The 21,615-nt window shown below is 68.0% G+C and carries 17 protein-coding genes and 1 pseudogene; 10 read left to right on the top strand and 8 right to left on the bottom strand.

What is annotated here, in order from left to right:
* The first annotated feature begins 548 nt into the window (after positions 1-548).
* The 4 genes from ABZ098_RS29820 to ABZ098_RS29835 all read left to right on the top strand — a co-directional run bounded on the left by ABZ098_RS29820 (position 549) and on the right by ABZ098_RS29835 (position 7,495).
* Positions 549-1,820 (top strand): Wadjet anti-phage system protein JetD domain-containing protein, encoded by a 1,272-nt coding sequence (locus ABZ098_RS29820; protein ID WP_356596355.1) that lies wholly within the window; start codon positions 549-551, stop codon positions 1,818-1,820.
* A complete protein-coding gene (locus ABZ098_RS29825; protein WP_356596357.1) occupies positions 1,817-3,103 on the top strand; it encodes a hypothetical protein in 1,287 nt (428 codons plus the stop codon). The genes ABZ098_RS29820 and ABZ098_RS29825 overlap by 4 nt, the downstream gene beginning before the upstream one ends.
* A 157-nt stretch (positions 3,104-3,260) precedes the next feature.
* Positions 3,261-4,349: a hypothetical protein gene (locus ABZ098_RS29830; RefSeq protein ID WP_356596359.1), complete on the top strand. Its 1,089-nt coding sequence runs from the start codon at positions 3,261-3,263 to the stop codon at positions 4,347-4,349.
* On the top strand, positions 4,346-7,495 hold the full coding sequence (locus ABZ098_RS29835) for a hypothetical protein (RefSeq protein WP_356596361.1): 3,150 nt from the start codon (positions 4,346-4,348) through the stop codon (positions 7,493-7,495). The genes ABZ098_RS29830 and ABZ098_RS29835 overlap by 4 nt, the downstream gene beginning before the upstream one ends.
* Positions 7,496-7,615: 120 nt before the next feature.
* Here ABZ098_RS29835 and ABZ098_RS29840 read toward each other — a convergent pair whose 3' ends face one another.
* Positions 7,616-8,623: a restriction endonuclease gene (locus ABZ098_RS29840; protein ID WP_356596363.1), complete on the bottom strand. Its 1,008-nt coding sequence runs from the start codon at positions 8,621-8,623 to the stop codon at positions 7,616-7,618.
* A 271-nt stretch (positions 8,624-8,894) separates the two neighbouring features.
* Entirely contained in the window at positions 8,895-9,392 is a 498-nt protein-coding gene (locus ABZ098_RS29845; protein ID WP_356596365.1) for a hypothetical protein, read from the bottom strand.
* 1,255 nt (positions 9,393-10,647) lie between these two features.
* Here ABZ098_RS29845 and ABZ098_RS29850 point away from each other — a divergent pair.
* Positions 10,648-10,782 (top strand): annotated as a pseudogene (locus ABZ098_RS29850) (IS5/IS1182 family transposase); the annotation flags it as partial.
* Positions 10,783-11,259: 477 nt separating this feature from the next.
* Here the strand turns inward: ABZ098_RS29850 and ABZ098_RS29855 are convergent.
* From ABZ098_RS29855 to ABZ098_RS29880, 6 genes are all read right to left on the bottom strand, one after another.
* Complete coding sequence (locus ABZ098_RS29855) at positions 11,260-11,571, bottom strand: hypothetical protein (RefSeq protein ID WP_356596367.1); 312 nt, start codon at positions 11,569-11,571, stop codon at positions 11,260-11,262.
* A 125-nt stretch (positions 11,572-11,696) separates the two neighbouring features.
* The gene (locus tag ABZ098_RS29860; protein ID WP_356596369.1) at positions 11,697-12,563 is read right to left on the bottom strand and encodes a hypothetical protein; all 867 of its coding nucleotides are present in this window, start codon (positions 12,561-12,563) and stop codon (positions 11,697-11,699) included.
* Positions 12,560-13,273 (bottom strand): ParA family protein, encoded by a 714-nt coding sequence (locus tag ABZ098_RS29865; protein WP_356596371.1) that lies wholly within the window; start codon positions 13,271-13,273, stop codon positions 12,560-12,562. The genes ABZ098_RS29860 and ABZ098_RS29865 overlap by 4 nt, the downstream gene beginning before the upstream one ends.
* A 191-nt stretch (positions 13,274-13,464) precedes the next feature.
* Positions 13,465-14,052: a helix-turn-helix domain containing protein gene (locus tag ABZ098_RS29870; RefSeq protein ID WP_356596373.1), complete on the bottom strand. Its 588-nt coding sequence runs from the start codon at positions 14,050-14,052 to the stop codon at positions 13,465-13,467.
* Positions 14,034-15,368 (bottom strand): helix-turn-helix domain-containing protein, encoded by a 1,335-nt coding sequence (locus ABZ098_RS29875; RefSeq protein ID WP_356596375.1) that lies wholly within the window; start codon positions 15,366-15,368, stop codon positions 14,034-14,036. The genes ABZ098_RS29870 and ABZ098_RS29875 overlap by 19 nt, the downstream gene beginning before the upstream one ends.
* A 1,653-nt stretch (positions 15,369-17,021) precedes the next feature.
* Complete coding sequence (locus ABZ098_RS29880) at positions 17,022-17,459, bottom strand: MarR family transcriptional regulator (RefSeq protein ID WP_356596377.1); 438 nt, start codon at positions 17,457-17,459, stop codon at positions 17,022-17,024.
* 125 nt (positions 17,460-17,584) lie between these two features.
* Between ABZ098_RS29880 and ABZ098_RS29885 the strand changes: the two genes are divergently transcribed.
* From ABZ098_RS29885 to ABZ098_RS29905, 5 genes are all read left to right on the top strand, one after another.
* Complete coding sequence (locus ABZ098_RS29885; protein WP_356596379.1) at positions 17,585-18,547, top strand: hypothetical protein; 963 nt, start codon at positions 17,585-17,587, stop codon at positions 18,545-18,547.
* Positions 18,544-19,350, top strand: coding sequence for an MBL fold metallo-hydrolase (locus ABZ098_RS29890; RefSeq protein ID WP_356596381.1), 807 nt, complete (start codon positions 18,544-18,546; stop codon positions 19,348-19,350). Before ABZ098_RS29885 ends, ABZ098_RS29890 begins: the two co-directional genes overlap by 4 nt.
* Positions 19,341-19,763 carry a nuclear transport factor 2 family protein gene (locus ABZ098_RS29895; RefSeq protein WP_356596383.1) on the top strand — a complete coding sequence of 141 codons (423 nt, stop codon included), beginning with the start codon at positions 19,341-19,343 and terminating at the stop codon, positions 19,761-19,763. Before ABZ098_RS29890 ends, ABZ098_RS29895 begins: the two co-directional genes overlap by 10 nt.
* Positions 19,764-19,797: 34 nt before the next feature.
* Positions 19,798-20,178 carry a nuclear transport factor 2 family protein gene (locus ABZ098_RS29900; protein ID WP_356596385.1) on the top strand — a complete coding sequence of 127 codons (381 nt, stop codon included), beginning with the start codon at positions 19,798-19,800 and terminating at the stop codon, positions 20,176-20,178.
* Positions 20,179-20,295: 117 nt separating this feature from the next.
* Positions 20,296-21,447: an ABC transporter substrate-binding protein gene (locus ABZ098_RS29905; RefSeq protein ID WP_356596387.1), complete on the top strand. Its 1,152-nt coding sequence runs from the start codon at positions 20,296-20,298 to the stop codon at positions 21,445-21,447.
* The last annotated feature ends 168 nt before the right edge of the window (positions 21,448-21,615 follow it).

The raw sequence follows: 21,615 nt of genomic DNA on the forward strand, positions 1-21,615 counted from the left end.
TCGATGATTTAGGTTAAATCGGTGCGAAAGGTGCACATGTGCGCCCCATCTGGTTATTGATTTGTTATTGAGCGTGACGGTCGGCTGGCCTCGGGTCGCCGCGTGACCCGGTGGGGGCGTGCGGTTGCGCTCAGGCGGACGGGTTCGATGGGGCAAGTGGCTGATCAATGGGCATGGATTGCCGTTCGAACAACGTGATCATGACATTCCCGAGAAGTGATGTAGGCCTCAACTCATGTGGTCTGTCCTGTATTCAGTGCACCGATAGCCTCGATGGGGCACAAGCCGCTGTTGGCCAGCACCCTGCCGCATCGAGCCGGGGGGCCTAGCGAGACAGGGTTGCTGACGAAGGCCACGGCCGGGGGGAGAGACCTGTGGGAGTCGCCGCGCGCACCGGGGGCGGACTGCTCTTCGGAGAATCGTTCGGGCGGGTGCCGGTCGTACTTGAGGGAGTTCCGGAGGGACTGCGTGCCGTCACAGTCCCGACTCGGCGAGACGGACAGGACAGACTGCCACGCGACCGACGGCGCAAACTGAACGTCACGCGGGTGGACTTGGTTCCAGTCGGCGAAGTGCCCCTGTTCGGAGCGCCCGAAGGGCTGTCGCCGTCGCACCTGGTGTGGGTCCTGGACTCCGGTCGACGCGAATGGTCCTCCGTCGTCAAGCGGTTCGGCGGGCACGCCTTCGAGGTGACGGCCGACCTGGTCCGCTGCGGGGCGGTGGTGTTGCGTTGCGAGGTCGACGAATTGCTCCACCTGGGTCGCCCCGTGCGCTGGACGTTGACTCAGGCCTGGCAGGAGCAGGCGGAAGATCGCCTGGCGGAACTGCGTGGCGCCCGAGATCCGCGCCGTGCGCGCCGCGAGCTACTGCAGGTGATGGAACCGGTTGAACAGCTCGCGCAGGAGCGCCAGATTCTTGCCGCAGTCCCCGAAGTAGCGGGGCTGGTCGTTCCCGCTGGAAGCCGCGTCCGGACGGCGGCGTGGTCGGTCTACGAGGCCGCGGTCCGGGCCGCAGCGCAGTGGTGGGAGCTGCGTGGTCAAGGTGAGAAAGAAGTGACCTTGAAGCAGCTGGCCGCGCACGCGCTGGGCGGCTCCAAGACGTGGACGGCGCAGCAACAGGTCGGGTTTGCCAACCTCATCGGGATGGACTTCGAGGACGCAGTCCGTGAAGAAGACACCGACCTTCGGGTGAAGGGGCCTCTGTCGTGGCACATCGGCGAGGTCGCCGCAGACGCCGCGGTCGCCCAGCCCTGGGTCGGACTGCCCTCGCAGGGCATCCGAGTGATCGGCCAGGCCCAGTGCAGTGCCCGCGGTGTTCTGGTGATCGAGAACTCCGACACCTTCGGAGCCGTGTGCCGCAGACTGCCGGAGCTGACTGAACACTGGCTGTGTGTCTGGGGCGCCGGCTACGCACGCGATCAGCTCGTCACGTTCCTCCAGTGGCTGCAGCCCAGGCCGATCGTCGCCTGGTGTGATCTGGACGCCGATGGCATCGGCATCATCCATGACCTGTCCCGTCGGCTCGGCACACCGGTGCACGCCGTCGGAATGGACGTGGACCTGTGGCGCGAAGGCCCTTACCGGCGGCGTAAGAATCCTGAGCAAGACAAGGCCCTTGACGCCGAACACGCCGCGGACCTGGCACAGCGCGTGACGGGCCCCCTGCGCGAGCTGGCCCTCGCCGTCGCCGAGAGCGGGGAGTCACGAGAGCAAGAGACGCTCTACCCCTCCGTTCTCCCCCGTCTGCCCGAGCTGCTGGAGCGCTTCCTCCACTTGCCCGTACCTGGGCCCGCCCACCCGAGCCAGGAGAAGACACGGTGACCAGCGGCCAGCTGCCCTTGGACGAACAGGACCAGGTGCTCCTCGCCCCCGGTCAACGGCTGATGAACTGGCGTGCATTCTTCGCACCGTTGGCAGCCCACCGCGAGGCATTGGTGAAGGACCCGGAACTGGTCCGTCTGGCCGCGGACGTCGTCGCAGTGTTCGCCGAACATGCCGCCTCCAGCGGACTGACCCGAAACCAGATGCGGGAGCATCTGGGACCTGGCGGGAGGGGGTGGCCCTCAGCCGTCCTGGATTCACGGCTGTCGCTGATGATCGACATGAGTTTCCTGGAGCCCTACGTACTCAAGAAGCACCAGGACCGCTACGTCATGCGCCCCGCTGGCCTTGCCGGCGCCATCGCCGCCGAACGCCTCGCCCTGCACGGGGGAGTCGACGAACTCATCGGGCTGCTGGACCGTACACGCGAGCTGCTGGAACGAGACGACCCAGATCCCACTCCCGTGCTGCAAGCGCTGCGCACATGTCGGCACGGACTGACGGTCTTCGCACTGGACCTGCAGCGGCAGGTCATCATGGCCACGCCCGCAGAACTCATAAACGCCCAGCGCCAGCACGACCACACCGACTTCTCCCGCCAGGTGACAGACCTGAACGAGCTGGTCACCCGGGCCTTCTCCGGCGACCTCGTCCTGGAGGACGCGGCCACCGCGCTGATCGAGGCCGCACAGTTCTACCGCGAACAACTCCTCGCGGCCATCGACAAAATCCTGGAGCACGGCGGCGGAAGCCTCAACCTGGACGTCCTCACCCCCGCCGAGTACCTCCACCTCGCCAAGACCGCCGGCGTCGACCGGCTCGGACACTTCGGCGAGTTCCTCGTCGCCGACACACCCCCGGTGTGGATCGACGGCCAGCACGTGATCGACACCGCAGCCTCGTACACCCCGCAGCGGCCGCCACGACCGCGTCCTGCCCTGCCCCAGCCGACACCCGATGACGACGCCGATTCCTTCACCGCCCTGGACGACGCTACCCAGCACGAGATCCTCCGCCAGGAGATCCTCCTGGAGGATCTCCTCGGCGGGCAGCAGCACACAGACCTTGCCGACGTACTCGAAGCACGAGGCTGGCCCGGAGCCGGGCGACTGCTGGTCGAAATCCTGGCAGCCGATGCAGATCCCCTCGTCGACTGCCACATCGAGATCGCCGTGCCGGTACGCGTCGATCCCGCCGCCAAGGTCACCTACCTCCACGACATCACCCTCCACGCCGGAGGCGACGCGGCGGGCGACACGGGAGGCCACGACCGTGACTGGTGACAGCGTCCCACCGTCCCGGTCCGCACTCCTGCTGGCCGCCATCCGCGCCGCGGGATCAGTCGCCGCCCCCCGCAGTGCAGCCCTGCTCAAGGAAACCGCTGATGCCGCCCAAAGAGCGGGCCGGACCGTGCTGCAGCTCCGGGCCGCCGGGGAGAGCATGATGACTCTGAGGCTGGGGTGGCCCGCTGGCAGCGCCCCGGACATCGAGGAACTGGGGGACCAAGCTCCCGCCGCTCTGGCCCGTATCCCCACCCTGGTCTGGGCTTTGTGCCTGAAGGCCGCATGGCCCGATCCCACGCTGCCGCACTACCCCGGTCAGCCCTTTTCCGCCCAGCTGATCGAGACCGCTTGCGCGCACCTGGGCGCGGATTCCAAAAGCGTCTCCACCGCTCTGGAGCGCCTACTGCCCGGGCACGGTCTCATCGTGGCGGTCGGCCCGATGCTGCATCTGGGGCCCGCTGTGGCCACGCTGCCCGGTCCCACCATCGCCGCGCTCCGCAGAGGCCACCACCGGCTGCCTGACCCCTATCAGCAGCACACCGCGCACTCCTCACCCCATCCCCCACAGGCGCACGCTGACGATCCGGACACTGCTACCTCGCCGCACGAACTCACACTGCCCGACGAAGCTCAACACAGCAGCGAGCACATCAGCCGCAGCATCATCACTGCCCTGGAAACCGCACGAGGCCCATTGCCCCCACGCGACCTGCTGGCACTCAACGACTCCGACATCCGTGCCCACGTCCAGGTGGCCTTGGCTGACATCGGCCGCACACTCATCCGCACACCCCAGGGCACCTGGACCACCGGATACCCAGACCCGGTCGCCGAAGCACTCGCCGCGGCCGGGATCGGCACCCTGAGCCCGGCCGAGCGAACCGTCCTCGCCCTGGTCCTCCTGCACACCGTCGCTCTGCCACGAGCCCAGGGGCGCCACGCGCACCCGCAATGGAACGCCACCCAGCATTCCGTCGCCCTGCGCGAACTCGCCCGCAACCGCACGCTGACCAAAACCACGATCCGCGAGGCCCTGCGCACCCTGACCGCGGCAGGGATGCTCGACACCGCAGGCCAAGGAAACTACGTCCCCGGCCCGTGCCTGCAACGCCTGAGCGAACCCAGCATCGCCGCTCTGTGGGAGGACCTCATCCTCGCCGGCCGGCCCGACGGCCACCTCGCTCGCGCCATCGCACGGCGGCGCCAGGCCGCCCGCCCCACCGCCCCGTCCCAGGAGCACCCGTGACCATCCCGACCGGCCCTGACAGCCAGCTGTCCACCGGCATCATCGGCAGCCGGCAACTGGTCGCCGTCCAGACCTTCGCCATCGCCCGGCTCACCAGCGACCCGGTGGCACTGATTCCCGGCACCTTCATCGCCGTGACAGGCCGAGGCCCCAAAGACTCCAATGAGTCAGGCAAGACCAGCTTCCTCGCCGCCGTGGCGCTGCTCCTGGGCGACCCCGAGTGGCAGATCACCAGCAACGGCACAGCCAATACCGTCAACCTGCTCTTCGAACCCGTCATCGCCGGGGCCTCCACCCAGCTGGTCGACGCAGCCGACCGTGGCTACATCGCCGGCGTCTTCGCAGAATCCGACGGCAGCCGCCCGCACAGCGTCTGGCTGCAGATCAGCAACGACTCACCCCATGTGCAAGTACGCCACCATCCCGGCGTCCACCTGCTCACCGACGGAACCGACGACGAGCGTCACCGCGCAGCACCGGCCTTCTACCAGCAACTCGGCGTTGAGGCACTGGGCTCCGGCGAATACGCCAACCAGCTTTACGGCCGATCGCCGAAGGTACTGGCCTACGTGGCGTCCCGCGGGCAGGTACGCTCACGGCCCTCCCTGCTCAAGCTCGAAGCCGGCACCTACTCACCCGACCACATCGGGGATGCCCTGATCACCCTGTCCGGCCGCTCCAGCCTGCTCGAACACGACAAAGGGCAGCGCAAGGCACTGGACGACAAGCGAGACAAGTACGCCAAGGCCCTTCAACGGCACGAACAGGCACTCGCCCGGGAGGACACCATGCTCCGCGAGGCAGAGGCCCGAGACGAACTCCGCCGCAAGATCGGCAGCGCCGAAGCAGACCGCCGCGCCGCCCTGGCCCGCATCCTGCTGGACGAAACCGCACAGCTGCGCAGTGCCGAGATCCTCCTGCCCCAGACCGCGGCAACCCTCAAGACGACGACCGATCTTCTGGGAGACCTGGAGGCTCAGAAGACTGACGCCTCCAACCTCACCGGACTCGAGCAGGCCTGCGAAACAGCAGAGCAGAGCAAGAACCAATGCCTCACCGACTTGACCAACGCACAGACCGAAGAACGCCGCCTGGTAGAAGAACTCGCCAAGGCGCAAAAGGTACTGGACGAGGCCCGGACCTTCAGCGCTGCCCATGCCGGCGAATCCGCGGCCGCGCTCCAGGAACAGCTGACGCTGCTCGCCCAGCAGACGGCAGAAGCGGAGATCAACCGCGGCATCGCCCAACGTGACACCCTCAACTACGCAGACCAACTCAGCAAAGCCGAGCAGGGACAAGCAGGACTCGTCGGAGAGGTCCTGCACGTGCTGGCCGCCGAGGAGGACATCACCGCCGTCGGCCTGCTCGATCAGATCGACCTCGACGACCAGATGCGGGACAGGTGGGAAGCCGCCCTTCACCCGTGGCGCGACGCCGTCTGCGTAGCACATGCCGACCTGTCCGCCGCTCTCACAGCACTGACCGCTCTGCCCGGCGCCGTCCTGATCACCGAGGATCCAGGCAGGACCGCAACCGCCACCGCACCCACCTGCCACGCGATCACGTGGCCGGAAGGTGTCCGCTCGGCGCCAGAACCTGCACGTCAGTTTCTGCACGCGCTCGCCGCCCAGACCCAATGGACCCAACAACCGCCGCACTCCAGCGTCGACGCCCTCGGCGTCCACATCGTCGGATCCTTCCCCAATCCGACCGTCGGGCGGGACGCCTTGTGCGCCCAGCTGCGCGCCCGTCACGACGAGGCCCTGCTCAGCCAGCAGAGAGCGGAGAACCTCCTTGAGCATCTCGCACGCCGCGTCACCTTGGCAGAGGCTGAACTCACGCGCGCCCAGGCCTTCGAAGCCCTGCCGCAACTGCTGGAAGACCACAGCGAAGCCACTGACAGACTCACCCGCAGACGTCACACGCTTCCCCAGGTCGCAACCCTTCTTGAGGAGGCAGTGGACGCCTGGGCCATGGCCAAAACGGCCCTCAGTGGCCGAAAGCAACGGATCGAAGAACTCGAGCGGCGGGTCCGGGAAACGAAGATCACGCTCCAAAATTGCGACCGTGAGCGCCGCGAACAAGAGGCGGTCATTGAACGAGACGGCGCCAGCGCCGCGGCAGCCGACCTGGGGCTGGACGCTGAAGCTGCCCGTACGTTGCTGAACTGGCCCGCAGACTGGCTACACACGCAGTACACGCAGCTTCTCACCGAAGCACCACTTCCACCCGCGGCGTCCCACGGCGAACCGCTCCGGGAACGGCGCTCCGCCGCCCAACTCCACATGGCCGCTAACGCGACCGTCGACGGCTGCATGGTCGCCCTCTCCCTTCGGGCGGCAACCAGTGGCTACCCCACCGTCGCCCTCGCTCACGCCAGCCGCCTCGACGACGCCGACCCCGATGCGAAGGCCGACTCCGCACTCCAGGCACTCAGCGAGTGGCTCACCGACAACGAGGCTGCCGACGCCGACATCCGCACCACCGTAGAGAAGGTGCGTGCCGAGCGCCTTGAGGAGAACGCCTTCATCTCCCGTTCGGTGGAGAGCCTCGCCGAGGAACTCCGCCGCACCCAGGAAGTCATCGCCCAACGTGTCGCCGGAGCCCTCGACAACATCACCACGGCCCTGGACCAACTGAACCGCGACGCCGGCCTCTTCGGCGCAGACTTGCACTACCAGATCGACCCGCCCACGGACACCGACCACAGCTGGCGCTGTTCCGTCACACCACGGTGGCGACGCAACCCCAACGGCCCGATGCTCGCCTACGACACCGTCACCAACACCGCCCAGGAAAAGCTCTTCTCCATCCACCTCGTTCTCGCCGCTCTCCTGGCAGCCCCTCACGCCCAAGGCCGAGTGCTCGTCCTGGACGAACTAGGCGACTCCCTGGGCCAAGAACACCGACGCGAAGTGCTCAGCGCGATCACCAAAGTCGCCACCGCTCACGGCATCACCGTCCTGGGCACGTGCCAAGACACACTCATGCGAGACGTAGCCCCTGTATGCGGGCAGATCCTCTATTTCCAGTACCCGTCAAAATCCGAATACCTCAACCGGCCCACACGCATGTTCGGATTCGACCCCCAGGTCGGGCGAGTGGAGCTCACCGCCGAACAACTGACCCGGCGACTCACGCGCTGAGACCGACCCGGCAGCAGCACGACCCTACTGCCGGGCATAGCGAGGACCGGTCCTGCCTCGCGGACGGCCAAGTCGGACGCGCGGTCGGCGTGATCGACCTTCCGTACCAGAGCAGAAGGATCAGGCTGCTGCTGCCTCACTGGAGCTTCCCTGCGAAAGGCCCACGACCTCGTACAGGGAGTCTCCCCATGTAGCCCAGCGCTCCAGTTCCGTTGTACCGATCAAGTGGATCGCGTGATCATTGGCGAAATCGCGCGCTGGCTCGGAGAAAATGCCGTTGGTAACCATCAGCGCGATGTCAGCTTTGTGCTCAAGGCGAGCAGTGCCATTGAACGTCTGGACGTTCGTACTGGTCACCATGTGCTTGGCAGCCCTGCTGGTCTGCTTGCACTGCACCACCACACGCCGGCCGTCAGGCGTCTGAGAGATCACGTCCGCACCACGGTCCCCGGTCCCTCCGTGCTGACGGATCACCTTCATCCCATCGCGCTGGGTGAGCCACGCGACGAGAAGCTCGAAGTCCTTGCCATCGAAACCCTGGATGCGCCGCAGGCTGTAGCTCTCCTGACTCTGGGCGAAGAGGTTCCTCCGGTCATCAACAGCTTCGAGACGGTCCGCTTCCGCCAGCGCCCATTGATTCATTGCTTCGAAGCGGTCTGTGCTGGGCGCGATCTCGTCCCACTGCTCGGCGATAGTGTTCAGCGGAGAGTCGACACGGCCTGGAGCGTAGCGCGTGGACAGATCTTCTTCGGGCAGCGTGCTGAGTTCCTCGAAGGCCAGACTCGCTTGCTCCAAGCAGCGCCCGATGAGGTCGAGCTCATCGTTCACCGTCTTGATGAACTCATCGAAGACCAAATCAAGTTCGGCCCGAGCGAAGTCCCAGGTGCGCCCGCGAAAGTGCGAGTCGCTCCTGAGTTTCTCCAGCTTTTCAAGATTGCTACAGAGGGCATCTCTTTGCCTTCGCAGCTGGGTGCAGGCTTCGCGGCCGATCGAGACTTCCTGCACCCACAAGTACGCAGCGAGCAGGTCAGCTTCGTCGGCCTTGCCCAACGCGTCGCCCATCCTTCTGCGTACGTCGCGGTCGGGGTAGCGCGGAGGGACAACGCGAGCGTCACGTTCAATGATCACCAGGGGAGCGTATACGCGGCCACTGACAACCCCGGACGGCTTCCCGTCAAAGGCCCACGCGCGCAGGGAACCCCTACCTCTTCGTCGGCGGGCACGTGATCCTCGATTGTCTCTGAAGATTCGCCTGATGGGCGATGCGGCTGCAGCCTCATCCCAGTCGACCCGCAGTCCATAGCGCAGAACTGACGCCTCAACTGTCACATCCGTTACGGGACAGGCCGCACCCCGCTGCGCCCACGTTCGCATCACCTGCAGCCGGTGGTGCGCTCATTCATGCTGTCTCTCGGTTTGCATCGGTCCAGCCGTCGACGAGATCCAGAATGGTTCCCAGTGTGCGAATGTGGAAGTACTCGCGGCCCCGAACGGGTTTCTCTCCGGCGCCCCGCATGGCGGCTATACAGGCGTTTTCCAGCTTCCGTGCCTCGGGATTGCCCTCCATCAGACGAACGATCTGGTCAAGCCCGTCACGCTCGTGGTGAGACAGGCGTAGACGCGGGTTTCCGGAAGTGATGCCGAACTTAACGACCTCGTTTACGTCATCCGTGACGACGTAGAAGACGTCCCACGCCTTCCCTGCGCAGATGCGGCATATGCCGCACCCCGCGCGGACGTTGCCTGGGGTGGGCGTTCCCGTATGCCCCTTGGCGCACCGCACCTGATGCGGCGCGTTATTGCCGAGCCACTTGGGCTCAAGGACCGTTCCTCCGAGCTTGGCAACCCTTTCACGGAAGGCGGCCTCGGCGGTCTTCGGGTCCTTGCCGGCGCACACACGGCAGATCCCCTGCCCCTGCTGGACGGCGGACGGCCATGGAGCACTGACGTGGCCCTGGGCGCATCGGACTCGATGCGGCGTGGTCGCTCCAAGCCAATGCGGCTCAAGGACGACACCCCCCGCTCCGCGACCCGGGCCCTGAACTTCGCTTCGACGATCTTTGGGTCCCTCTCAGTGCAGGTTTGGCAGATGGCTGCGCCACGTCGCACCAAGGCCGGCCTGGGGCGGCATTCATGCCCGTTGGGGCAGCGAACCCGGTGCGGCTCGTTTGCGCCGAGGTACACCGGTTCCAGGAGTGATGCGCCTACCACTGCAAGAGCGCTCCGAAAGGCGCCTTCGGCCACCTTCTTATTGTTTCTGGCGCACGTGGAGCAGATTCCTTCGCCCTGCTGTACGTGGGCCGGTCGCGGTGCGCATTCGTGCCCGTTGACACAACGGGCACGGTGAGGCTCGTGGTTGCCAAGCCAGCCCTCCTCAAGCACGATTCCGCCCAGTTCAGCCACCCGTTCCCGGAAAGCTGCCTCGGCCTCCTGGGAACGCCCCTGGTGGGCGCAGGTGCGGCAGATGCCCTTGCCGGCCAGGACATTGGTCGGATAGGTCGCGTGCTCGTGTCCCGCCCCGCATCTCACCCGGTGAGGTTTCCGGGTGCCGAGCCACTCGGGTTCGAGGACCTCGCCACCCAGGTCGGCCACGCGCGCTCGGAACAGTGCGTCGGCTCGCATGGAGCTCGCCCTCGACGCGCTCACGATCCACTCACCCTGTGCGAAGCAGGAACGTTGCCCACCTCTGAGGGCGGGGTTGTCGCCTGATCGTCGGCAGGGTGGCGTTTGTCAGCCGGAGTGGTTGCGGGCGTCACGCCGCTGGTCATGTCTCCCCACGTATATCTCCCCATGACGGGGGATCATCGCAGGGGCCACTGACATCCGAGTTCCAGGCCGCACTCTCGCAGCCCCGTTCAGGAGCTGGCCAAGAGGCATGGCTGCGGTGTCGTCGGTCCTGCGGATCACCGTGTAGACCACGTCGGGCTCAGCAACGGCCGTACCGATGTGAACGCCGCAGCACGAGACGACGCTGCCCTGCTCGTCTGAGACGAGGAAGCCCGTCGGTCCTGCAGGGTGCCGGGGTCTTGAGCGTGGTGTGCCGGCACTTGCTGGTCATGATGGTGCCCAGCCGTCGCCCTGGAAGTAGTGGGGCTTGCCGTCGACATTGGCGAAGCAGGCACGCGGGAGCACATACGATCCCACAAGCAGGCCGGGCCCGCATCGAGCACGTCTTCGCCCGCATGAATGCATGGAAGATCCTCCGCGCCTGCCGTCTCAAGGGCGACGGCGTCCACCACGCCATGCTCGGCATCGCCCGACCACGTAACCTCACCCTCGCCGGATAGGAAAGTGGCCCGTACCTCGGGCGATCACAGCCCAGGCCACTCGGAGATCTCTTAGGGGACAGCCCATAGTTGCCGTCGGTAGTCGGCATCCGTTGCACCGTGCGTCTCCAGCGCGTCTCGTTCCGCCTCGTCACGCTTTGGAGAGCAGAAGGAAGACGAGATAAAGAAGCCCCTGTTCCGGCGCTGGCTCCCACGACCTGGAACATGCGCGTAGTGGGCGGTGGCGCCCAGTTCGGAGCATCACTCCAGCAGTTGTTTCAGACGGAGTGCTTCCTCGCTGGTCAGCTCGATGGCGGGTGAGCCAGGTGACGGCGCATCGGATGATGGGTGTCCGCGGTAGGCCGCGCAAGGAGGGCTCCGCTCCCCGTAGGGTCCCAGCCGGCGGCGGACGTTTCGGGCGCTGTCCCGGTAGCCGAGTTGAGGCGTGGTTGGCATCTAGGACAGCAGGACTAGCGTGTAGTTCGTCGATCTGCCTGGTCATGTCGGCGTCGTCTTGGCCGGGGTGAGGCCTGGCGGGTAGCCTTTGGCGCGGAGCCAGGTGTCGACGGCCAGCGCCATGATGTCCCCGTGCGGTAGGCCGGTGTCGGCATGGAAACGGCGGATTCGGCGCTGGAGCTCCAGTGCCTCGGGGACGGCGTAGTTGAGTTGTCCGCGTTTGGTGTGCCGGTTGCTGATGACCCCCAAAGTGTCCGGGTGCGGCGTAAGGGCGTCGTCGGTTGGCTGGGGCTCGGCGTCGAGCGCGTCGGCGATTTCCCGCAGCCGGTGGGCGTAGAGGGAGTGATCAGGCACGAGAGCTCCTCCGGTTGGTCGGCTAGGCGGATAGCTAGCCGCCTAACGGGCTATTGGGATAGTCGGTGGGAGGGGCGGCCGGACCCGGATGTGGGGGCGGCCGCCCCGTGCGTTTTCGGCCGGGTTCAGAAGCCGCGGGCGGTGAGCCATTCGTCCAGCGCGACCGAGACGATGTCGCCGATGGGCAGGTGATCGAGTTCGTTGTCCAGCGCGAAGCGCTTGATCCGCTTCTTGAGCTTCAGCGCGGCGGGGACCGACGAGTCGAGACTTTCCCGCGCGATGATGCGCTGGTTGAGAACGACGGCGACCTCGGGAACGCCCGCGGGACGACCGGGACCGTGAGCGTACGGCGCACCCTCGCTGGGCGCCTCCTGCGATCGAGCGTGCTGTTCCTGGTGAGCCCCCGGGCCATCGGTCCTAACCGGGAACGCCGTACCGCCTGCCACCGGAGGAACGGCGGGGCGAACCGCCACCTCGGCGGCCGGAGCCGCCCCAGTAGCCGCGGACGTGACAGGGGACGGCCCGTGCTGCGCGCCATCTTCGGCCGGCTGCTTGGGCTGGACCGCAGGTGCTCCAGGCTCGGCAACCGGGACCGCAGGCGGCATCTGCCGTTCCACCGGCTCCCCACCGGCCCCGGTCCCCGCCTCAGGGGCGACGACGGCTGCGTGAACCGGCTGACTGGCAGCTGGCTCCGGCACGGGACCGCTCGGTGCCCCGGCAGTCGGCTGGGTGGGGGCCTGCGCCACTTCGGGCACCGCCTCGGTCCGGTCCTGCACCGACCCCTCGGGGTCGGGAAAGGTCGAAGGAGCAGGCTGAACCTGCGGCTCGCCCGCAGTGGGACGGCCTTTACCCTGGGCGGCGGCCTGTTCGGCGGCGTACTGATCGGGGGTGAGCTCGGCAGCCGGGGGAGGGGGCGGCGGGCTCGCCGTCTTGGATCCGCCGCCTAGGGTGCGACCAGTACGGCGGGCTGGGGGCTTCATGCGCTCGCTCATGCCGTGAGCTCCTTCATCAGTTCGGCGTACTCGCTCAGCTCGGTCGGGATCTCGCCGAAGGCCTCCATGTAGTGGACCCAGGAGTGGATGGTCGTCTCGGCGAGCGGGAACGGCTCGTCGCGGTCCGGGCCGATGCCCTCGCCCTCGACGGGCTCCAGCAGCTTGTCCTTCGCGTTGCGGGGCAGGCTGGTGCGGTCGTCAGCCTTGACCAGGACCACGTGTGCGGTGACGTCGCGCTCGTTGCGGGCGGCGGCGCGCTCGGCCTCGTCGAAGGTGGCCACGAGCTTGCGGCGCTCGATCTTGGTGGGGGCGACCGGCACGATCAGCCGGTTCGCCTCGGTGACAGCCTCGTGGAAGATGCGGGCGCTGCCGCCGCCGGCATCGACCACGATCGCGCCGAACTCGGCGCGCTTGGCGCGGATGTACTCGGCGATGTCGTCGAAGGGGTACCGCTCGACCACCAGGTTGGCGGGGATGTCGAAGCCCTCGGCCTGGGCGACCTTGAACCAGTCCCAGGCGGACTGGCTGGTCGCGTCGGCGTCCAGCAGCAGCGTCGGCAGTCCCAGTACGACGGCGTAGTAGAGGGCGATGAACCAGGCGGAGGTGGTCTTGCCGGTGCCGCCCTTGAGCATGCCGACAACGATCACGAAGGCGTCCCAAGCGTGGGCTGTGGCCGCCGCCAGGGTCTTGATACGGGTGTTCTCGTTCACGTGTGCTTGATCTCCTGAAACTGGAAAGGTGCGTTGACTCGGCGGAGTTGTCGACGGCGTCGACGCAGGCTTCTGGGCCTGCCTGCGGGGGAGCGGGGGTGCCCTTGCTGCGCAACTGCGGCCGGGATGGTGGATGGGCGGGTAGTTCAGCCGAGCGGCACCGCGGGGGACACCTGCGAGGACGGAGGCGCTCATGGCCGCTTCTTCATGTCGCGGGCCGGGCCGTGATTGTGCTGTGGCCGCATGGGAGTGCGGGCCTGGTGCAGGAGCCGGTAGACCGTGGCCACCGAGTAGTTGCTGTCCTCAGCGAGCTCCGGCACGGTGGCGCCGGCCTCGTACCGTGCCCGCAGGAACAGCGCGAGCTTCTGCCGCTCGGCGGCCCGCGCTGCGGCGCGCATCCGCAGCGTTTGCTGCGTGGTGCGCACGGTGCCGCCGGCCTCGATCAGCAGGCGCCGGGCAGCACGCCTTGTCCCAGCCCCCGCCGCGGCGAGCTCGGTGAGGGTCGCGCCGTGCTGCTCGTAGAGGGCGCGCAGGTGGGCCGCGAGACGTTGGCGCGTCTGCGGGTCCTGGCGCATCCTGCGGGTCTGCCACGACGTGCGCATCTCGGTCCCGGCCTCGTGCAGCCGGTTGAGGACCGTGCCGTACGACAACCCACTGGCGGCGACGAGTTCGTCGACGGTGGCTCCGGACTCGTACTGCTTGCGCAGGGATTCGGGTGTCACCGCCTCGCTCGTATCGGAGGTGACTGGGGGTTCTGGGTTCATGCTGCGGACTCCCATTCGCTGAGGGCTTCGGCATGGGCGGCGGCCAGCTCGTCGTAACTGCGCTGGTCGGCAGGGGTGATGAGGATCAGTCGTCCATCGGTGGCGATCCGCCAGTCGGGAGCGGCGCGACCGGTGACCGGGTCGAGGACGCGCCCACTGGGGGCGTGCCAGGCGGAGGGGATCTCGTCTGGGCGGGGCGCCGGGACGAGGATCTGGTGGCCGTCGCGGACGATCACCACGGCCTTGCTGCGGTGCTCCGACAGCCGCTCCAGTGCCTCCCGGTACGCGGCGCGCTCGGCAGCGTGCAGCGCCTTGCGCCGGGCCGCGATGCCCGTGGTTCCATGCCGCTTTGCGACCGAGTCCCAGCCCTGAGCCGGTTTTCCGACCTCGTTGGTCACAGCGTCTGGAAGGCCGTTACCGAAGCCCTCCAGCGCGCGAGGCGCGAGGCTCCAGGTCTCTCCGCTGTGGTGTACGAGGCCGTGGTCGGCCAGGCGTCGCAAGGTCCGGTAGGCGGTGGCCCGGGACACCGATGCTGAGCCGACGAGCTCGCTGATGGTCTGGGCCGGCCGGGCGTGCAGCGCGCCGATGATCATGAGGGCGGAGCTGCCGAGGCCGTGGTGGGCGAAGGCGTCATGGCCCATCAAACGGCCGATGACGGTGGAATCGATGTCGGCCGCTGTTCCTGTCTCAGGGGTGGGCCACTCCTCAAGTGCCGGGTCGGGGGGGTACTGAGTGGTCCGGAAAGGAGACAACGAAGTGGGGGTGCCGTGATGGTCGGCACTGCCGTCGCCGAGGTACCAGGTGGATCCCTCCCGGCCGTGGCCGACCCGCAGGCGGCGCAACCAACCTTGCGGCTTGAGGACCGTCTCGTAGACCACCCGCAGCGTCGTCCGGGAGACCCCGGCTTCCTCGGCGGTCTGGCGCTCACTGGCGTGGTGCAGGAGGCCACCCGCGGTCTCGGCGAAGTTCAGATGCGCCCGCAGTACCCGCAGCGCGGTCCGCCCCCGCTCCCCGCGCCAGGGGGTCGTTTCGGTCCGGTCCCTCAGCGCGGCGAGAACCTCGTACACGTGCTGGCGCGACTCCAGGACCCGCGTGCTGGCGACCGCGGCGGAGGCGCTGACCCACACCCTGCGGATGTAGTCCAGAGCGCGCGCCTGCCCGGAGCGCAGCGCGATGTGCCGGGCGTGCCGACCGCCCTCGTGGTCGGGGTGGAGCAGCAGCCCGGTCAGCTCATCGACGCTTCCGCCGGCGCGGGCGACGTGGCAGGCGATGGCCGCGGTGACCCGGTGCCCGTGCTCGGCCGCGCCCTGACGGTCCCCTCGCAGGACCACGCTCCGGCCGTCGGAGCCGAGCCTGCTGTAACTTCCCGCCGCGTAGCGGCCGGTGAGGTCTCCGAGCAGGACAAGGTCAGCCGCAGCCGGAGGCAGCCGGTGAAGGCCCAGTCGCTCGCTCGGGTGAATTGGTCGTCGGGGTGAGTCTGCCTGGTGGGTGTGGTGTGGCACTGTGGGGTCGTCTCGCAAGGACGTGGACGCCACCTGGGCCCGCTAAAACCATGGGTGGCGTCCGGAACCGACCTCCAATCGGTGCCAAGCGAAGCCTCCAGGATTGCCGTCCTGGAGGCCTTCGTATGCCTGGCCCCGCATCAGAGGCAGGCGTCCCCATCGTGGCTCGACCAAGAACGACTCGGAGGGCCGCCAGAGGAGTCCTGACCCGTTCGACACCGCCCCGACCTCGGCCGATTCGGGGCCAGACAGAGGGCGATTGCCTCTGACTGACTCCGAGCAGCTCGGTTCGAATCGGGGTCGAATCAGAGCGGTTTCCTCTGACTGCCTCCGGTCGCCTCTGCAACCCGTCCTAGCAGGTCACAACCGATACGCCCCACGAAGCCGCAGGTCAGAAAGGTGCGTCAGGAATACCCGGCGTACAGCCCGACTCGTCTGCCGCTCTTCATTTCCGCAGGTCAGGTGCCGTGTGTACGCATTGAACAAACTCGGGGGCTGGTTGGGTGCAGGGTGCGGCCTCAAATCAGTGGCCGACTAGTACTCCGCGGACCACAGCGTTGCCCCTGCCCGCTGACGGGTGTTGATCGACCAGGTCATGGCTCGTATCGCCGGGCGGTTCGGCCACCGCCCGCGCCTATGTGCTGGGACTGCTGTCGGCTACCGAACGGAAGCACGGCCGGCAACTGGCTGAACAGGCCGGTCACGCCCGGCCAGGGCTGATGAAGCACCTGCTGCGCTATGCCCGTTGGATGCTGACGCCCTCCGTGACGGTGCCCGCGCCTTTCCGCGCAGGAACGGTGACCTCGTGGTCGGGGCTGTTGGTGAGGCTCTGGGCCTGGCACCGGGTCGTGACGGCCGTCGTAGGCCCAGCGGGGCCCAGGACGCCGGGAGGCAGCTGCCGCGGCGTGCTCGCCAAGGTCGGTCGCCGGCTGGACGCCGAACATCCCCGACCACCGAGCCCCGCCAGACCTGCGCGCCCGGGGCCGGTCGTCCTTGAGGCCGCATGTCACGCGTCCACCGCGAGAAGTCGCCGACAGTCGAAGTCCGGTTACCTCAAGGTGCCGCGCGCGTTCTTCCGTGACCCGGGCGCGCGAGGCATGTGTCAGTCGTTCCCGACTGCCCTGCAGGACACAGGGCGTTCGAGGTGTTCGCGATGCGTTCGGCCGCGGCGTTGGCGTATCGCCGTTCCGCGACGCCCGTCGCTGACGGCAGGCCCGCACCGGCAACGGTCCCAGCAGTACGCAACCGCCCTCGACCGCTCCACCCCCACCGTCCACGACCTGCCACATACCGGGCACTCCGCTTGCTCGCCACGCTGCGTCGCAATGACTCGCGCGCTCACGGGTCTGCTGACGCCTCCGCCACCGCCTGGACCTGCATCCACCCGAACGAAACCGTGCCTCCGCCGCCATCGTCTGCGGCAACGGGCCACCTCACGACCAGGGATCAAAAACGACGGTGATCCGGATCCAGGACAGGAACTTACGTGTTCGCGTCGCGGAGCGTGCGCAGGATGCGCTCGAGGTGGCGGCGGTCCTCGGTCGAGAGTGGTCCGGCGACGTGGTTGCGCAGGTGGGAGACGTGGGCGGTCAGTGCGTGGTCGAGCGCCTGACCGCCCTTGTCGGTCAGTACGGCGAGTGCGGCTCGTCGGTCGGCAGGATCGGGGTCGCGGCGGATGAGTCCTTCCTTTTCCATGCGGTCGGCGAGCCGGGTGAAGCCGCCCGAGCTGAAGGACACGGCCTCTGCCAGGTCCGTCATGCGGAGCTGGTGGCCGGGGGTGCGGCCCAGACGCAGCAGCACTTCGAACCAGGTCTGCGGTATATCGAGATCGCGGTTCACCAGCGGCTTGATACGGCTGTAGGCCTCCACGAAGAGACCGAAGAGTGTCACGTCGTCGTCGTTCAGCAGTTGCTCGTTCACTCCTCAAGGATGACAGAAGGGCATGAGAGGCAGAATCTGCCGTTGCAATATCTGCTTCAGCAGATATATTGTCTGCGTCGGCAGATACTTCGCCGTGTCCACCCCGCAGATGTGGAGTCCGCCCCATGAGAAAGTGCGTCCTGGCTGCCTTCGGCACCGAAGCGCCCACGGCCGGCCTCCTCGCGTCCGGCCTGTCCGTCGCGCCCACCTCGGCGGACGCCGCCACCTCCTCCACTGCCGAGCGGACCGGCTCAACCGAGGAGGCCCAGCTGTGGGCGCGGTACCGGCAGGCCGTGGCCGAAGGCGGCCGGCTCGGTGTCTACACCGGTGGTGACAGGTCTGGGCAGGACGACTACCTCAAGAACGCGTTCGCGAAGACGGTCCCCAAGACGAAGGTCGACATCGTCGACTTCAGCCAGAACCATGACGCCCGCGGCGACCGTCAGGCCGCCGAGCACCACGCGGTCGGCGATGTCGTCCACCCGCAGACCCTCGACGACCCTGAAGAAGCCGCTCGCCCAGCACCCGAGGGTCGTGCGGGGCACCCGAGCCTCCGCCGGCCTAGTGGAACCGGCGATCACGTAGCGGACTGCGGCACCGGCGACAGCGCCAGCGGTCTCTCGACGCTCACCCGGCCCCGCGAGTCCCCCCGGGTGGCCTGGCCGCAGACCGGCGCTCCTCCTCAAGGAGGCTCCGCATCAGGCCGCCGTCAAGCCGTACCCGAGCCGGCCGCTGTCCAGCGATGCGCAGAAGCACGCAACCGCGTTCGCACGGACGTCACCCCGCGCGCCAACCGCAAGGGCATCTTCCACCACGCCACCATGAACCCGCTCGGCCGCGACCAGTTCATGAGCGACCGCGCTGCCCTCGACCGTTACGAGGCCCGCCTCAGCCCCTACCTCGGCGATGCACACGGCGCCCACTCGTCCGACCCCACGTCCTCAGCCTCCACCCGATCGACCGGCAGGGCGCCCAAGGCTGAACCCCAGCTCGACACGGGCTGCCCACCTCGAGCCGGTTCACGCCGTACACCTCGCCGCGAGGCGATTCCCCCGACCATCACCCTTCACCCGAGGAAGCACGCATGAGCACTCTCTCCTTCAAAGTCCTCGACCTCGACTTCCCGGCCGGCAGCAAGAACAAGACGGCCACCCTCGTCACCGGCGAGAACGAGGCGCTCCTGGTGGACGCCGCCTTCACCCGCGCCGACGGCCACCGCATCGCCGCCGAGATCCTCGACTCCGGCAAGACGCTGACCACCGTCTTCGTCTCCCACGGCGACCCCGACTTCTACTTCGGCGCCGAGGTGATCGCCGACGCCTTCCCCGAGGCGAGGTTCGTCGCCACCCCGATCGTCATCGAGCACATCAAGCACTCCTACGAGGGCAAGCTGAAGGCCTGGGCCGCTCTCGGCCCGAACCTCCCCACCCGCCTGGTCGACCTGGAGCCGCTGACCGGCGGCCTCACCCTGGAGGGCCACCGCTTCGAGCTCAAGGGCGGCCCGGCCGGCCTGCCGGACCGTCACTACCTCTGGCAGGCCGAGCACCGCGCCCTGCTCGGCGGGGTCCTGCTCTTCCAGCGGGAGCACGTCTGGGTCGCCGACACCCCCACCCCCGGCGACCGCGCCGCCTGGATCGACCTGCTCGACGAGATGGCCGCCCTCGACCCGGAACTGGTCGTCCCCGGCCACCGCCTCCCCGGCACCGCGGCCGACGGCTCGGCCATCACCGCCACCCGCGACTACCTGATCGCCTTCGAGGAGGAGCTCGGCAAGGCCGCCGACGGTGCCGCGCTGAATGACGCCCTGGTCAGGCGCTTCCCGGACAACGGCATGCTGATCGCCGCCCAGATCGGCTCGAAGGTCGCCAAGGGGGAGATGAAGTGGGGCTGACCGTGAGCGAGTTCGCCTCGTCGACGGCTCCCGCCGACGTCGTCCGCCGCCAGTACCTGGCCTCGGCCGCCGGCGACCTGGACGCCCTGCGCGCCACCCTCGCCCCCGATGTCGAGTGGACGGAGATGGCCGGCTTCCCGCTGGCCGGGACCTATCGCACGCCCGAGGGCGTCACCTCGAACGTCATGGAGCAGCTGGGCAAGGAGTGGGACGGCTGGACCGCCCACGACGACGCCTACGTCGTCGACGGCGAGAACGTCGTCGTCCTGGCCCGCTACACCGCGACCAACAAGGCAACGGGCAAACCGATCGACGTCCGGGTCGCGCACCACTTCGTCGTACGGGGCGGACTCATCGTCCGCTTCGAGCAGTTCGCCGACACGGCCCTCGTCCGCGAGGCCATGAACGGCTGAGTCGTACCCACCCACCGCGAGGCAGGAGACAGACATGTCCGCTGCGGGCAACAAGGCACTTGTGACCGCCTTCTACGAGCAGGCATTCAACGACCACCAACCCGAGGCGGCCGCCACCGCACACCTCGGCGAGAGCTACACCCAGCACAACCCCGAGGCGCAGGACGGCCCGGGTGCCTTCGTCGGCTATGTGCACTGGCTGCGCGGGCAGTTCCCCGACCTGCGCCTGGACATCAAGCGCGTGATCGCCGAAGGGGACTTGGTGGTCACCCACAGCAACCTGCACCTCAAGCCCGGCGACCGGGGCATGGCCGTCGCAGACTTCTGGCGCGTCGCCGACGGAAAGATCGTCGAGCACTGGGACGTGATCCAGGAGGTGCCCGAGAAGAGCGCCAACGACAACACCATGTTCTGACCCCACCGCAGCAGCACGGCACCTGTGCCGTACCCGGGCGCCGTGCTGCTCCGCTGCCGTGGTCCAGCCGCACCACACAGACAACCGAACAGAACACACAGAGAGGCTTCCCCCACCATGACCAGCCTTCCCAGCCGACGCCGTCTGCTTGCCACCGGAGCGGGCGCCGCTCTCGGTCTCGGTGTCGCCGCTGCCTCCGTCACCCCCGCTCAGGCCGCCACCGGCCAGGCCTCCGCGGGCCGCGTGGCGACGGGCGGTGCCGAGGAGAAGCGGACCCTTGACGAGCTCTACCAGGCAGCCCTCGCGGAGGGCGGCAAGCTCGTTCTCTACGCCGGTGGTGACATCTCCAGCCAGGCGGACGGGATCCGCAACGGCTTCAAGAGCCGCTTCCCGGACATCGACCTGACGGTGGTCGTCGACTACAGCAAGTTCCACGACGTCCGCGTCGACAACCAGTTCGCGACCGACACCCTGATACCCGACGTCGTACAGCTCCAGACCGTGCAGGACTTCGTGCGCTGGAAGGAGCAGGGCCGCCTGCTGGCCTACAAGCCGGCCGGTTTCTCCAAGCTCCACGCTCCCTTCAAGGACCCGCACGGCGCGTGGGTCGCCGTCCAGGTCAGTGCCTTCAGCTACATGTACGGTCCCGCCGCGGTCGGCTCCGACATCCCCAGCGGTCCGTTCGACCTGGCCGACTCCCGCTGGAAGGGGAAGATCGCCTCCTCCTACCCGCACGACGACGACGCGGTCCTCTACCTCTACACCCTCTACGTGGAGAAGTACGGCTGGGACTGGCTCGCTCGACTGGCCACCCAGGACCTCCAGTTCGCCCGCGGCAGCTACACCCCGAGCGCGGCCGTCACCAGCGGCCAGAAGGCGATCGGCATCGGTGGCTCCGGCGCGCCGCTGTCCACCGGGCCGGTCAAGTGGGTGCTGCCCGAAGAGGCGCCGTTCATGTCCTGGGGACAGCGGGCCGCGATCCTCAAGCAGGCCAAGAACCCCACCGCCGCCAAGCTGTACCTGAACTGGCGGCTCTCCGTCGAGCAGCAGAAGGCCGCCACCAACGGCTGGTCGGTCCGCACCGATGTCACCCCGCCGACCGGGCTGAAGCCCGTCTGGGAGTACCCCAACGGCAACCTCGACGGCTTCCCTCGCTTCATGGCCGACCGCGCGGCGATCGAGCGCTGGAAGCAGACCTTCGCCCTGTACTTCGGTGAGGTGAAGGGCGACCCCTCACCGGGCTGGCTCGGCCTGCACCCCGGAGCCTGACCGCCGACCGGTGCCGCCCGGCCCCGCACTCCCCGTGCGAAGGGCCGGCGGCCCGGCAATTCCTGGCCGCCCTTTCAGGCGACGGACAGACTCAGCGACCCGGGCCCTGCCGACGCTCTCCCCAGTACTCCGGCGCGGTTTCGTGATCTGTCTGGTGAGTTCGTCGCG

It is taken from the genome of Streptomyces sp. NPDC006335 (assembly GCF_040612795.1).
In the GTDB taxonomy this organism is placed as follows: domain Bacteria; phylum Actinomycetota; class Actinomycetes; order Streptomycetales; family Streptomycetaceae; genus Streptomyces.